Below are 12,467 nucleotides of genomic sequence, written 5' to 3' on the forward strand. Positions count from 1 at the left end.
TCTGTCATGAGTCGCGCGGCCTTGGACAAGAATCCCCGGGACGTAGCGTCGATGTTCGACGGCGTCGCCCGCCGCTATGACGTGACCAACACCGTGCTGTCGCTGGGGCAGGACCGGTACTGGCGCAAGGCCACCCGGTCGGCGCTGGCGATCGGGCCGGGCCAGAGGGTGTTGGACCTGGCCGCGGGCACCGCGGTGTCCACCGTCGAGCTGCAGAAGTCGGGGGCCTGGTGCGTGGCGGCCGATTTCTCGGTCGGCATGCTCGCGGCGGGCGCGGCACGCCACGTGCCGAAAGTCGCCGCCGATGCCACCCGGCTGCCGTTCGGCGATGACGTATTCGATGCTGTCACAATCAGTTTCGGGTTGCGCAACGTCGTCGATCCGCAGGCGGGGCTGCGCGAGATGCTGCGGGTCACGCGGCCGGGTGGCCGATTGGTGGTGTGCGAATTCTCCACGCCCACCAACGCGCTGTTCGCCACCGTCTACAAGGAGTACCTGATGCGGGCGTTGCCCCGGGTGGCGCGCGCGGTGTCGAGCAATCCCGACGCCTACGTCTACCTCGCCGAGTCGATCAGGGCATGGCCCGACCAGCCAGGCCTGGCGCGCGAGATGTCCCGGGCCGGTTGGGCCGCGGTGCGGTGGCGCAACCTGACCGGCGGGATCGTTGCCTTACACGCGGGCTACAAGACCCTGCGTTGAGAAGGACCTAGTGGGTGCCGGCGCGCTGCACGAAGCCGATCTGGTCCGGGCAGTAGTGGTCCACCGCGGCGCCGAGGAACTGGAACGCCTGGCCCTGGGTGGTGCCCCGGGGCAGGTTGCGCTGGATGAAATTGGCCGACTTGTACGGGTCGCCGTCCACGCCGCGGCCGATCCGGTCGCAGGTGATCTTGCCCAGCCACGCCAACTGGTCCTGCGGCTGATAGATGCCGAAGCCGTTGACGGTGTTCTTGAACGGCGCGTCGTAGTCGTTGGATGGCGGCGGCGAGGCCAGCGCGGGCGCGGCCAGCGCGATGGCGGCGGCGGCCAGGCCGCCGATAGTAGCCAGCTTCGTTCCCTTCATTAGCCGGACTATACACCGCACGCCTGAACCGTGCGGAAAATTGCCGACGGTCGCTACCCGCCCGGCCCGCCGTTCACGCAGGTCAACGGCCTTCAGCTGAACGGCGCCCGGCGATCGATCAGCCGGGACAGCCGTCCGGCGCCGCGCCAGGCCCGCGCCACCCAGTCGGCGTCGTCGTCGGTGACCAGGTTGGCCATCACCCGCACCGCGATCGTCATCAACCTCGGGGACCGCATCGCGATCGGCCCGGTCGCGGGCAGAAACCGCTGGAACGTCAGCAACAGGGCCAGCCGGCGCGCCACCGAGAACCCCCGGCCGTAGTGCTCCTGCAGCAGCGACGGCCACACCTGCGACAGGTCTTGAGACAGGCCACAGCAGCCCAACAGCTCGGCGGCCAGCCGCCCCGTCTCCATGCCGTAGTCGATGCCCTCGCCGTTCAGGGGATTGACGCAGGCGGCGGCGTCGCCGATCAGCATCCAATTGGGTCCGGCCACCCCGGACACGGCGCCACCCATCGGCAGCAGCGCCGACGACACGGCCCGCGGCGGGCCCTCGAAGCCCCACTCGTCGCGGCGCAGGTCGGTGTAGTACTCGATCAACGGTCGCAGCGCCAGGTCGGCCGGCCGTTTCGACGTCGACAACGCCCCGACGCCGATGTTCACCTCGCCGTTGCCCAACGGGAAGATCCAGCCGTAGCCGGGCAGCACCTTGTCCTTGGAGCCGTCGGGTCCGCGCAGCTCGAGATGGGACGTCAGCCATGGGTCGTCGGCGCGCGCGGTGGCCAGGTACCCGCGGGCGGCGACGCCGTACACGGTCTCCTGATGCCAGCGTCGGCCCAGCTTGCGGCCCAGCGAAGACCGCGCCCCGTCGGCCACGATCAACCGCCCGCAGCCCACCTCCGTGCCGTCCGCCAACGTCAGCGAGACCACACGCCTCGACGAGTCGTGATGAACCGCAACGGCTTTCGTTCCCAACATCATCCGCGCGCCGGAATCCTCGGCGACCTTGCGGATGCGGTCGTCCAACTCGAGTCGGGCCACCGCGCTGCCGGTCGACGGGAATGACGGCCCCGGCCAGCCGACTTCCACCTCGCCCCCGAACCCGCTCATCCGCAGGCCCCGGTGGCGGATGCGGGTGTCCAGCCAGTCGCCCAGCCCGAGGCGTTGGCACTCCGCGACCGCGCGCGGGGTCAGCCCGTCGCCGCAAGCCTTGTCCCGGGGAAAGCTGGCGGAGTCGATGACCAGCACGTCGGTGCCCGCGCGCGCGGCCCAGGCGGCGGCCGCGGAACCGGCCGGTCCGGCGCCGACGACCACCAGGTCGGCTCGGGTCTTCATGTCCACCAGTATGTTGGTCGCGTGAGGACTCCGGCGACGGTGGTGGCGGGCGTGGACTTCGGCGACGCCGCGTTCGCGGCGACCGTGCGCGACGGCGTCGGGCGCATCGAGCAGCTGATGGACACCGAGCTGCGCAGCGCCGACGAGGTGATGACCGAGTCGCTGACGCACCTGTTCAAGGCCGGCGGCAAGCGATTCCGGCCCTTGTTCACGGTGCTGTCCGCCCAGATCGGGCCGAACCCCGACGCGCACGATGTGACCATCGCCGGCGCGGTCATCGAGATGGTGCACCTGGCCACGCTCTACCACGACGACGTGATGGACGAGGCGGAGGTGCGCCGCGGGGCGCCCACCGCGAACGTCCGCTGGGGGAACAACGTCGCGATCCTGGCCGGCGACTACCTGTTCGCCACGGCGTCGCGGCTGGTCTCGCTGCTGGGGCCGGAGGCGGTCCGGCTGATCGCCGAGACGTTCGCCCAGCTGGTGACGGGCCAGATGCGCGAGACGCGTGGCCTGACGGGCGCCGCCGAGGGGGCGGACCCCGTCGAGCACTACCTGAAGGTGGTGTACGAGAAGACCGCCTGCCTGATCGCCGCGGCGGGCCGGTTCGGCGCCATGTTCTCGGGCGCCGATGCCGAGCAGGTCGAGCGGCTGAGCCGTCTCGGCGGCATCGTGGGCACCGCCTTCCAGATCTCCGACGACATCATCGACATCGACAGCGACTCGCACGAGTCGGGCAAGCTGCCCGGCACGGACCTGCGCGAAGGGGTACAGACCCTGCCGATGCTCTACGCCCTGCGCGAACCGGGGCCCGACGCGGCGCGGCTGGCCGAGCTGCTGGCGGGTCCCATCGACGACGACGACGCGGTGGCCGAGGCGCTCGCGCTGCTGCGGGCGTCGGCCGGCATGGCGAGGGCCAAGCAGACGCTGGCGGAATATGCGGGCCAGGCGCGCGACGAGCTGGACCTTTTGCCCGACGTGGCCGGCCGGCGCGCACTGCAGACGCTGGTCGACTACACCATCAGCCGACACGGCTGACGCGTCGCGGAACCGCGGGGCCCGCCTCGGGCGTTGAATGGGATGTACTCAGCGGAACTCGTGTCGTAGGAGGACACCGATGACCTGGCATCCCCATGCCAACAGGCTGAAGACCTTCGCCCTGTTGGTCGGTATGTCCGCGTTGATCGTGTTTGTCGGATCGCTGTTCGGCAGGACGGCCATGTTCCTGGCGGTGCTGTTCGCCGTCGGGATGAACATCTACACGTACTACAACAGCGACAAGCTCGCGCTGCGGGCCATGCACGCACAACCGGTGTCCGAACTGCAGGCGCCGGTGATGTACCGGATCGTGCGCGAGCTGGCCACCGCCGCGCACCAGCCGATGCCCCGGCTCTACATCAGCGACACCAACGCCCCGAACGCCTTCGCGACCGGCCGCAACCCGCGCAACGCCGCCGTCTGCTGCACCACGGGCATCCTGGGCATCCTCGACGAGCGTGAGCTGCGCGCGGTGCTCGGGCACGAGCTCTCGCACGTCTACAACCGCGACATCCTGATTTCCTGCGTCGCCGGCGCGATGGCGTCGATCATCACCGCCCTGGCCAACATGGCCCTGTGGGCCGGCATGTTCGGCGGTAACCGGGACGGCGAGAATCCCTTTGCGCTGCTGCTGGTTTCGCTGCTGGGGCCGATCGCCGCGACCGTGGTGCGGTTGGCGGTGTCGCGGTCTCGGGAGTATCAGGCGGACGAATCGGGCGCGGTGCTGACCGGCGACCCGTTGGCCCTGGCCTCGGCGCTGCGCAAGATCTCCGGCGGGGTGCAGATGGCCCCGCTGCCGCCGGAGCCGCAGCTGGCCAGCCAGGCGCACCTGATGATCGCCAACCCGTTCCGCGCGGGCGAGCGAATCGGGTCGCTGTTCTCGACGCACCCGCCGATCGAGGACCGCATCCGCCGGCTGGAGGCGATGGCGCGGGGTTAGCGCTCTCCGTAAGGATGCTTGCGTCGCCGATTTTGATATCGCCCGCGCTATCAAGTTCGGAGTGAGCCGCATGGTCTGGAGACCCGGGCCCCGCCGGAGCACGGCCCCCGGGCATCCAGCACTCGTCGCCCCCCGCCCGAGCCCTCCGCTGGGGATGAGTGACTCCCGGATTTGATATCGCCCGTGCTATCAAATCCCGCGTGAACCGCTACACCTACCGCGCGCAGTGGCTGCCCGACTACAACGAATACCTGGGTGTGTGTATTGAATTGCCCTATATGAGGCGCGAAGCGCCCACGGCGCCTCAGGCCGTCGCCGCCATCGAGCAGGCCGTCAAAGAGCACGTGGAAGCCCTGCGAGCAACCGGAGAGCTGCCGCCAGAATCGCTCTCCGAACGCCGCTATAGCGGGAAGTTTCTCGTCAGAACCTCGCCGCAACTGCATGCCCGCCTCGCGCTGGAAGCCATCGAGCAGGGCGTGCCGATGAACCAGTGGATAGTCCAGAAGCTCAGCGGCCGGGCGCCGAGCGAAACCTTCGGCCTCTCGGGCTATGACTAGCTCGGCGCCCAATCAGGCGGCCGCCTCGGGCCTTTCGGGTTCGATCAGCTCGCCCGGATCCTGGCGAGCGGCGTGGCCGGTCTCCAGCCTGCCCAGGATTCGGACCGTGCCGCCGTTGGCCTCGTGCTGGTGCTGCCAGTCGCTGACCGCCTGATGCGCCGCGTGATCCAGGTAGTGCACCGAAACCTCCACGGTGACAACGCTTCCGTTCGGGATCGACGCCAGCACCCGCGTCAGCCGCGGGAGCGCCAGGAACGTGCACGCCGCACCCTCGATCACCACCTGCCACTCGTCGCCGACCGGTTTGGCCTCGACCCGGGCACGAATCACCCGCCAACCGGTCAACGCGATGGCCAGCGCCAGGCCGATCATCACGCCGTGCAACAGGTTGAGGAAGACGACGCTGACGGCGGTCACGACGTACACCGCGAGATCACCGTGCTTCATTGCGGTTTCGATGTGGGCCGGCTTGAGCAGCTGAATGCCGATGACGATGAGCAGCCCCGCGAGTGCGGCGGTGGGGATCTCTTCGACCAGCGCCGCGAATGGAATGGTGAACAGCAGGATCCACACGCCGTGCAGCAGGGCCGAAGCCCGCGTTTTCGCACCCGCGTTGACATTGGTCGAGCTGCGGACGATCACGCCGGTGACCGGCAACCCGCCGACGGCACCCGAGACCATGTTGGCGGCGCCCTGTCCCACCAACTCCCGGTTGAAGTCGGTGCGCGGCCCGTGGTGCATCCTGTCGACCGAGACCGCCGACAGTAGGCTCTCCACGCTGGCGATGAGCGCGACGGTGATCACTCCGATCGCGACCGCGCCCCAGTTGCCGTGCGGGAGGTCGGGCAACTGCAGTGCGTCCAGCGGTGAGCCCTCGAGGTCGATCCGGCGCACCTGGAACGGGAAGACGACCGACACCAGCGTCACGGTCACGATGGCGACCAACGGGCCCGGAATGCGGCGCACCGTGGCCGGAACCCACCGCCACGCGACGAGGATGACGATCACCAGCGCGCCGAGGACGACGCCGGGGCGGTGCGCACCGATGATCTGACCCGGCAGCCCGATCAGGTTGTGCCACGCCGTGCTCTTGGATTTTCCGCCCAGCAACACATGGGCTTGCTGCAGCGCGATCGTGATGCCGATGCCGGCCAGCATGGCGTGCACGACCACCGGTGAGATCGCCAGAACCGCCCGTGCGACGCGGCTGAGTCCCAGTAACACCTGCAGCCCGCCCGCGGCTACAGTGACCAAACATGTTACGCCCCAACCGAAATCGGAGACCAGGTCGGCGACGACGACGGTGAGCCCGGCCGCCGGACCGCTGACCTGCAGCGGTGACCCGCCGATGGCGCCCACCACGATGCCCCCGACGATCGCGGCGATCAGCCCGGCGAGCACCGGGGCGTTGGAAGCGATCGCTATCCCCAACGACAACGGGAGTGCGACCAGGAAAACGACGAGCGAGGAAGGCAGGTCCTGCCGGATGATCGACCGCACCCGGTCCTTGCCCCCGTGCGCGCCGTGGTCTTGAGGTTGATTGCCGAGCTGTTCGATGTCCTGCATCGGTCTCGTCCCTCGTTAGGAGTTAGCGGGGGAGGTTCCGATACCCGCCCGTGCGGCGCTGTATTACGTCGGCGTAACACCTTGGCGCACAGCAAGTTACGACCCGGCCGGGCCCACGGGTCCGCGGCCGGGAACCCCTGGCTGCCTGATCGACCGTATTTTGCTCGCAAACGCCGGGTCAAGCCGATGGGACAAGCCCATATGGAATCCAAAGATTTAAATTCCGCGCCGGCGAACGGCCAGCTCAGAAGCCCGAACCGTACACCTCGTGGCCGGGCACCTCGGCGATCAGGCCGCGATAGGCCTCCTCGACGGTCGAACCGTGGTTGATCACCGCATCGACTTCGCGGGCGATCGGCATGCTCAGCCCGAACTCGTTGGAGAACTCCATGATCACGCTGGCGGCCTTGACCCCCTCGGCGACCTGGTTCATCGAGGCGATGATCTCGTCGATCGGCTTGCCGGCGCCCAGTTGCTCACCCACGTGCCGGTTGCGGCTGCGCTGGCTGGTGCACGTCACGATGAGGTCGCCCAGGCCGGCCAGGCCGGGGAAGGTGTCGGGATTGCCGCCCATGGCCACCCCGAGCTTGGTCATTTCGCGCAGCGCGCGGGCGATCACCAGCGCCCGGGTGTTCTCCCCGATGCCCAGCGAGTAGCCCATTCCCACCGAGATGGCGTAGACGTTCTTCAGCGCTCCGGACATCTCCACGCCGACGACGTCGTCGGTGGTGTACACCCGGAAACGCCGGGTGCGGAACAGCCCGGACAGCCGGGTCGCCAGATGCTGGTCGGGCATGGCCAGCACCGCCGCCGCGGCGTAGCCCTCGCCGACCTCGCGCGCGATGTTCGGCCCCGCCAGGATTCCCGCCGGATGACCCGGCAGCAGCTCCTCGACGATCTGCGACATCCGCATGTTGGTGCCCTGCTCGAGGCCCTTGACCAGAGACACCACCGGCACCCAGGGCCGCAGCTCCTTGGCCAGCTCGGTCAGCACACCCCGGAACCCGTGGGAGGGAACGCCCATCACCACGACGTCGGCGCAGCTGGCCGCCTCGGCGAAGTCGGTGGTGGCGCGCAGGGTATCGCTGAGCACCGCATCGTTGCCGAGGTAGCGGCTGTTGCGGTGGTTCTCGTTGATGTCCTTGGCGGTCTCCTCCGAGCGCACCCATTGCAGCGTCGGTCCGCGGCGCGCACAGATGGAGGCCACCGTGGTTCCCCAGGAGCCGCCACCGAGAACAACGACGTTGGGTTCGCGCGTCTGCACTGCCATGGCGATCAGCGTATTGCCGACACCTCAGATTTAGTAGCAGTTCACGAACTTCCGGCGCGCGCCGGTCCGGCTCAGCCCGCCAGGGCCGCCCGGTCGGCGACGCGCCCGAAGACCATCGCCTCCTCGATGCGGTCGAAGCGGTAATCGATGGCGTCCGCCAGGTAGTTCTGCCGCACGTTCCACGGCCGCCTGGTGCCCGATTTCGGCAGCGCGTGCACCGACCGCAGCACGTAGCCGGCGTTGATGTCCCAGGACGGCTTCTCGGTCATCGGCTCGTTGCCGCGATGCGGGTAGGCGTGCGTGTAGCCGTGAGCGGCCATGTGCGCCAGCAGTTTTGCCGTAGCCCGGGCGGTGATGTCGGCGCGCAGCGTCCACGAAGCGTTGGTGTAGCCGACGCACCAGAACAGGTTGGGCACGTCTTCGAGCATGTGCGCCTTGTAGACGAAGCGGTCGTTGGTCTTGACCTCGGTGCCGTCCAGGCTGATCGCGGTCCCGCCCAGGGCCTGCAGCTGCAGGCCGGTCGCGGTGACGATGATGTCGGCGTCGAGGTGCCCGCCCGATTTCAGCGCGATGCCCGTCGCGTCGAAGTGGTCGATGTGGTCGGTGACCACGTCGGCGCGGCCCTCGGTGATGGCGTTGTACAGGTCGGCGTCGGGGATCAGGCACATCCGCTGGTCCCACGGGTTGTACCGCGGCTTGAAGTGGGTGTCGACGTCATAGCCGGGGGGCAGGCTGCTGATCGCCTTGCGCCGCAGCAGCCACCGCACCAGCCCCGGCGCCTTGCGCGACAGGGCGAAGAACACCGCCTCGGTGAGCGCGCTGTACATCCGGACGACGAGGTGAGCCGGCTTACGGGGCAGCACTTTCCGCGCGACCGCGGCGACCGTGCCGTATTTCGACGCCGAGATGAGGTAGGTGGGGGAGCGTTGCAGCATGGTCACCTTGGCGGCCCGGTCCGACAGCGAGGGCAGCAGCGTGACCGCGGTGGCCCCGCTGCCGACCACCACGATCCTCTTGCCGGTGTAGTCCAGGTCCTCCGGCCAGTGCTGCGGGTGGACCACCGTGCCGCCGAACGTTTCGATGCCGGGGAATTCGGGGGTGTAGCCCTCGTCGTAGTTGTAGTAGCCGCTGCCGAAGAACAGGAACCGGGCGCGGTAAAGCTTGGGCGCCCCGTCCTGCTCGACGGTGACCGTCCAGGTGTCGGTGGACGAATCCCAGTCGGCCGAGCGGACGTAGGCGTTGAACCGGATGTGGCTGTCGATGCCGTACTTGCGCGCCGTGGCGACCAGATACTCGCGGATGTGGACACCGTCGGCCACGCCCTCCCTGCGCGTCCACGGCTCGAACGGGAAGGACAGCGTGAAGATGCTGCTGTCCGAGCGCACGCCCGGGTAGCGGAACAGGTCCCACGTGCCCCCGATCTGCGCGCGCCGCTCCAGGATGGTGTAGGTCAGCTGTGGGTTGCGCTCGCTGATCCGGTAGGCCGCATCGATGCCGGAGATGCCGGCGCCGACGATGATGACGTCGGAGTAGTCGGCCTCGGTCGGTGTCGCGTCGCCGGCTTCCTGGGGAGTCACGGTCATCGTGAACCTCGCTCACATTGTGGGGCTGGTCACTAGATTAGGCACCCACCGGTTGGCCGGGCCAGTAATGGTCACACCGAGCGTTCGCCGGGTCCGCTACCGGTAGTTGACGAACTGCAGCGCGACGTCCAGGTCGGCCTGCTTGAGCATCGAGATGACGGCCTGCAGGTCGTCGCGCTTCTTGCTGGTCACGCGGATCTCGTCGCCCTGGATCTGCGTCTTGACGCCCTTGGGCCCCTCGTCGCGGATCAGCTTCGTGATCTTCTTGGCGTGCTCGCTGTCGATGCCCTGCTTGAGGGTGCCGCTGACCTTGTAGGTCTTGCCGGACGCCTGCGGCTCGCCGGCGTCGAAGGCCTTCATCGAGATGTCGCGGCGGATCAGCTTCTCCTTGAAGACGTCGACGGCGGCCTTGACGCGTTCCTCGGTGGACGACGTCAGCTCGATAGCCTCCTCGCCCTTCCACGCAATCGTGGTGTCCGTGCCGCGAAAGTCGAAGCGGGTGGCCAGCTCCTTGGCGGCCTGGTTGAGTGCGTTGTCGACCTCTTGGCGCTCGACTTTGCTGACAATGTCGAACGATGAGTCCGCCATGCGATCCGTCCCTTCATCCCGTGATGGCCGTTTGTGCTTTGTCTACCCCCTCGTTGTAACCTGTCTGGCGGCAGGTTGCCCGAGCGGCCAATGGGAGCGGACTGTAAATCCGTCGCGAAAGCTTCACAGGTTCGAATCCTGTACCTGCCACCACCGTCGATACCCAGGTTCTTGATTTGCGACTTGTGGACGACTACTGGGCCGACGTTACTGGTGGGCTGAGCAGATGCGTCGACGTGTCGGCGTTAGATGTCGCGAACCGGATCGTCACCGAGTCCGAGTTCGCCATGAACGCTCTTGATCCCTACCAGGTCGCCTTGACTTCTTGGGACATCTTCAAGCCGGATGTCTTTTTTGAGGTTGCGGCGCAGGTTAACTCGCAGGTGTCACCTCTCCGTGCAGCAGACCCCTTCTTCAGTGAGGTCTCAGGCCCGGCGAGCGGGCGGATCTGGTCCTGATGCGCGAGGAGGAACGGCTGGCGCGCGATTTGTACCGGCGGTTCCACCAGGCGTGGGGCGTGCCGATCTTCGACAACATTGCCGCCAGCGAGCAGCGTCATTACGACGCGATCGGGCGACTGCTCGAGCGCTACGACGTGCCCGATCCGTCGGTAGGCCAGCCGCCCGGGACCTACGCCGACACCGAACTGCAGGGCGCCTACGACGCGTGGCTCGCCCCATGGGGTGTATGAGAACTTGCGGGCCGCTTCCGAGAACCACCTGCGGGCGTTCGAAGCCGCGGTCTCAGGGCGGCCGATAGGGGGCGGTCGAGGGTGGCGCCGGCGTTCGGCGTCACTTGGCGCGGATGGCGTTCTCCACGTCGGTCTCGCTGATCTGTTTGGTGCAAAAGAACCAGTCCTCGCACTCGATGCCTTCTTCGGCGCCGGCCATGCGGTCGGCTGCCACACCGCAGGACTCCGCCGGCGGAACGATGACCGGGTCGCCGGGTCGCCAGTCGGCCGGGGTGGCGACCCCGAAGGCGTCGGCGGTCTGCAGTGCCTTGATCAAGCGCAGCAGCTCATCGAAATTGCGGCCGGTGCTCAGCGGGTAGTAGATGATCGTGCGGATGACGCCCGCCGGGTCGATGACGAAGACCGCCCGCACGGCCTTGGTGGAGGCCTCGCCGGGCATGATCATGCCGTACTTCTGAGCGACCTCCATGGTGACGTCCTCGATCAGCGGGAAGGCCACCTCGACACCGCTCATGTCGTTGAATGTGATCTTCTCCTTGATGGTGCGCAGCCAGGCGATGTGGCTGTAGAGACCGTCCACCGACAGCCCCACCAGTTCGGTGTTGTAGTCCCGGAACTGCTGCTGCATCGAGGCGAAGGTGATGAATTCGCTGGTGCACACCGGGGTGAAGTCGGCGGGGTGTGAGAAGAAAATGGCCCACTTCCCTTTGTAATCGGCGGGGAAGTTGATCGGACCTTGCGTGGTGTCCGCGGTGAATTCGGGGGCGGGATCACCGATCCTGGGCATCGCAAACACGATCTGGGCGGGCGAATCGATTTCCGTCATAGCGCTTACTGTGCGTCAGTCGATCGCCGGAGTCCACCGCTTGGATGTCGGCGGCGGTTTTCCAGCCGAACGGTTTGGGGTCTGCGCACCGGTGATCGGCGAAGTCGTACCACTGCGCCGGCCCGAAGCGTTGGGGTCCGAGTGTGAAGTGTGGGGCGGTGCTGGTTTACGGGAAACCGTGCCTCGGCCCCGCCACTGCCCTACCTCTTTGCGGTCCATGCAGAGACGACGAAAGAGCTGAGCTACCGGTACCGGGCGCACGGCAACGTGAGCAGAAACGCTGCAGCGCTCACGAGAACGATCAGCGGCCCGGCCGGGAATCGCGTGACCTGGAATAGGGCTATGCCGAGCATCGCTGATGCGACACCGATCGTGGTCGCGCCGAGGGTGTACTGTCGCAGGTTCTTACCGACGTTTCGCGCGGCGGCAGGGGGAATCGCCACAAGCGCTGCGGTCAATAGCCCGCCCACCATCTTCACCCCGAGCGCCACGATGACTGCGATCAAGAACAGGTAGAGCAGGTTGTACCGCTTGACGTCGACCCCCTCGGCAGCGGCGAGTTCTTCCGAGATATTTCCCAGCACCAGTTTTGGGTAGGCGCGATTGACGGCGACCATGACGGCGAGCGACGCGGCGACTGATAGTGCGGTGCCGCCCAGGCTGGCCTTGGAGATGTCTCCTACCAGGGCGGCCTCGGCTTGGTCGATCGGCAGAAATAGGAAGGCGACCGCTACGCCGGAGGCGAACACGAGGGCGGTCAGCGCTTCCATTGGCAGCTTCGTTCGCATTTCGAGCAGCCAGATCAAGATCACCCCGAGGATGACAAAGGGGAACGCCCCGAGGGCGACGTCGAAACCCCAAAGTAGCGCCAGGGCGATTCCCGGCAAGGTCAGATGGCCGAGTGGCCCGGCCACCAGCGCCATCCTGCGGCTGAGCATCAGGGAGCCGAGATAGGCGGCGGCGCCGCCGATGAACGCCCCCGAGATCACGCTGAGAAGCAAGGTGGGCATCGGC

At 67.5% G+C, this 12,467-nt stretch carries 14 protein-coding genes and 1 tRNA gene; 7 read left to right on the forward strand and 8 right to left on the reverse strand.

The genetic code is table 11. The features are described 5' to 3' along the window. Positions 1-6: 6 nt before the first annotated feature. On the forward strand, positions 7-699 hold the full coding sequence (locus AWC03_RS13115; protein ID WP_085240895.1) for a demethylmenaquinone methyltransferase: 693 nt from the start codon (positions 7-9) through the stop codon (positions 697-699). 7 nt (positions 700-706) lie between these two features. On the opposite strand, the gene AWC03_RS13120 is transcribed toward AWC03_RS13115, so the two are convergent. Then, positions 707-1,060, reverse strand: a complete 354-nt coding sequence (locus tag AWC03_RS13120; protein ID WP_085240896.1) for a DUF732 domain-containing protein — start codon at positions 1,058-1,060, stop codon at positions 707-709. 92 nt (positions 1,061-1,152) lie between these two features. Then, positions 1,153-2,394 (reverse strand): menaquinone reductase, encoded by a 1,242-nt coding sequence (gene menJ / locus AWC03_RS13125; protein WP_085240951.1) that lies wholly within the window; start codon positions 2,392-2,394, stop codon positions 1,153-1,155. A gap of 21 nt (positions 2,395-2,415) precedes the next feature. Between menJ and grcC1 the strand changes: the two genes are divergently transcribed. The 3 genes from grcC1 to AWC03_RS13140 all read left to right on the forward strand — a co-directional run bounded on the left by grcC1 (position 2,416) and on the right by AWC03_RS13140 (position 4,929). Further along, positions 2,416-3,432: a nonaprenyl/(2E,6E)-farnesyl/geranylgeranyl diphosphat synthase gene (gene grcC1 / locus AWC03_RS13130; RefSeq protein WP_085240897.1), complete on the forward strand. Its 1,017-nt coding sequence runs from the start codon at positions 2,416-2,418 to the stop codon at positions 3,430-3,432. 79 nt (positions 3,433-3,511) lie between these two features. After that, positions 3,512-4,372: a zinc metalloprotease HtpX gene (htpX, locus tag AWC03_RS13135; RefSeq protein ID WP_085240898.1), complete on the forward strand. Its 861-nt coding sequence runs from the start codon at positions 3,512-3,514 to the stop codon at positions 4,370-4,372. Between the two features lie 200 nt (positions 4,373-4,572). After that, the gene (locus tag AWC03_RS13140; protein ID WP_085240899.1) at positions 4,573-4,929 is read left to right on the forward strand and encodes a type II toxin-antitoxin system HicB family antitoxin; all 357 of its coding nucleotides are present in this window, start codon (positions 4,573-4,575) and stop codon (positions 4,927-4,929) included. A gap of 12 nt (positions 4,930-4,941) precedes the next feature. Here AWC03_RS13140 and AWC03_RS13145 read toward each other — a convergent pair whose 3' ends face one another. From AWC03_RS13145 to AWC03_RS13160, 4 genes are all read right to left on the reverse strand, one after another. Further along, positions 4,942-6,495, reverse strand: a complete 1,554-nt coding sequence (locus AWC03_RS13145; protein ID WP_085240900.1) for a SulP family inorganic anion transporter — start codon at positions 6,493-6,495, stop codon at positions 4,942-4,944. 244 nt (positions 6,496-6,739) lie between these two features. Further along, positions 6,740-7,765: an NAD(P)H-dependent glycerol-3-phosphate dehydrogenase gene (locus tag AWC03_RS13150; RefSeq protein WP_085240901.1), complete on the reverse strand. Its 1,026-nt coding sequence runs from the start codon at positions 7,763-7,765 to the stop codon at positions 6,740-6,742. Between the two features lie 71 nt (positions 7,766-7,836). Further along, positions 7,837-9,348: a flavin-containing monooxygenase gene (locus tag AWC03_RS13155; RefSeq protein ID WP_085240903.1), complete on the reverse strand. Its 1,512-nt coding sequence runs from the start codon at positions 9,346-9,348 to the stop codon at positions 7,837-7,839. 96 nt (positions 9,349-9,444) lie between these two features. Next, complete coding sequence (locus AWC03_RS13160; RefSeq protein WP_068062458.1) at positions 9,445-9,936, reverse strand: YajQ family cyclic di-GMP-binding protein; 492 nt, start codon at positions 9,934-9,936, stop codon at positions 9,445-9,447. Between the two features lie 69 nt (positions 9,937-10,005). On the opposite strand from AWC03_RS13160, the gene AWC03_RS13165 reads away from it, so the two are divergent. From AWC03_RS13165 to AWC03_RS13175, 3 genes are all read left to right on the forward strand, one after another. Next, a tRNA-Tyr gene (locus AWC03_RS13165) sits at positions 10,006-10,089 on the forward strand. A 32-nt stretch (positions 10,090-10,121) separates the two neighbouring features. Continuing rightward, positions 10,122-10,394, forward strand: coding sequence for a hypothetical protein (locus AWC03_RS13170; protein ID WP_085240905.1), 273 nt, complete (start codon positions 10,122-10,124; stop codon positions 10,392-10,394). Further along, positions 10,394-10,627 carry a DUF2202 domain-containing protein gene (locus AWC03_RS13175; RefSeq protein WP_249025873.1) on the forward strand — a complete coding sequence of 78 codons (234 nt, stop codon included), beginning with the start codon at positions 10,394-10,396 and terminating at the stop codon, positions 10,625-10,627. Before AWC03_RS13170 ends, AWC03_RS13175 begins: the two co-directional genes overlap by 1 nt. A 100-nt stretch (positions 10,628-10,727) precedes the next feature. On the opposite strand, the gene AWC03_RS13180 is transcribed toward AWC03_RS13175, so the two are convergent. Together AWC03_RS13180 and AWC03_RS13185 are read right to left on the reverse strand one after the other, a co-directional pair. Beyond that, entirely contained in the window at positions 10,728-11,453 is a 726-nt protein-coding gene (locus tag AWC03_RS13180; protein WP_249025874.1) for a peroxiredoxin, read from the reverse strand. A 242-nt stretch (positions 11,454-11,695) separates the two neighbouring features. Further along, positions 11,696-12,463 (reverse strand): metal ABC transporter permease, encoded by a 768-nt coding sequence (locus AWC03_RS13185; protein ID WP_085240906.1) that lies wholly within the window; start codon positions 12,461-12,463, stop codon positions 11,696-11,698. Positions 12,464-12,467: the final 4 nt, after the last annotated feature.

It is taken from the genome of Mycobacterium europaeum (genome assembly GCF_002102155.1).
Classification (GTDB): Bacteria; Actinomycetota; Actinomycetes; order Mycobacteriales; family Mycobacteriaceae; genus Mycobacterium; species Mycobacterium europaeum.

What these genes read in the sequence shown, in the direction of transcription:
- AWC03_RS13115 (WP_085240895.1), top strand. Translation starts at nt 7, where the DNA reads ATGAGTCGCGCGGCCTTGGACAAGAATCCCCGGGACGTAGCGTCGATG.
- AWC03_RS13120 (WP_085240896.1), bottom strand. Translation starts at nt 1,060, where the DNA reads ATGAAGGGAACGAAGCTGGCTACTATCGGCGGCCTGGCCGCCGCCGCC.
- menJ (WP_085240951.1), bottom strand. Translation starts at nt 2,394, where the DNA reads ATGAAGACCCGAGCCGACCTGGTGGTCGTCGGCGCCGGACCGGCCGGT.
- htpX (WP_085240898.1), top strand. Translation starts at nt 3,512, where the DNA reads ATGACCTGGCATCCCCATGCCAACAGGCTGAAGACCTTCGCCCTGTTG.
- AWC03_RS13145 (WP_085240900.1), bottom strand. Translation starts at nt 6,495, where the DNA reads ATGCAGGACATCGAACAGCTCGGCAATCAACCTCAAGACCACGGCGCG.
- AWC03_RS13150 (WP_085240901.1), bottom strand. Translation starts at nt 7,765, where the DNA reads ATGGCAGTGCAGACGCGCGAACCCAACGTCGTTGTTCTCGGTGGCGGC.
- AWC03_RS13155 (WP_085240903.1), bottom strand. Translation starts at nt 9,348, where the DNA reads ATGACCGTGACTCCCCAGGAAGCCGGCGACGCGACACCGACCGAGGCC.
- AWC03_RS13160 (WP_068062458.1), bottom strand. Translation starts at nt 9,936, where the DNA reads ATGGCGGACTCATCGTTCGACATTGTCAGCAAAGTCGAGCGCCAAGAG.
- AWC03_RS13175 (WP_249025873.1), top strand. Translation starts at nt 10,394, where the DNA reads ATGCGCGAGGAGGAACGGCTGGCGCGCGATTTGTACCGGCGGTTCCAC.
- AWC03_RS13180 (WP_249025874.1), bottom strand. Translation starts at nt 11,453, where the DNA reads ATGACGGAAATCGATTCGCCCGCCCAGATCGTGTTTGCGATGCCCAGG.
- AWC03_RS13185 (WP_085240906.1), bottom strand. Translation starts at nt 12,463, where the DNA reads ATGCCCACCTTGCTTCTCAGCGTGATCTCGGGGGCGTTCATCGGCGGC.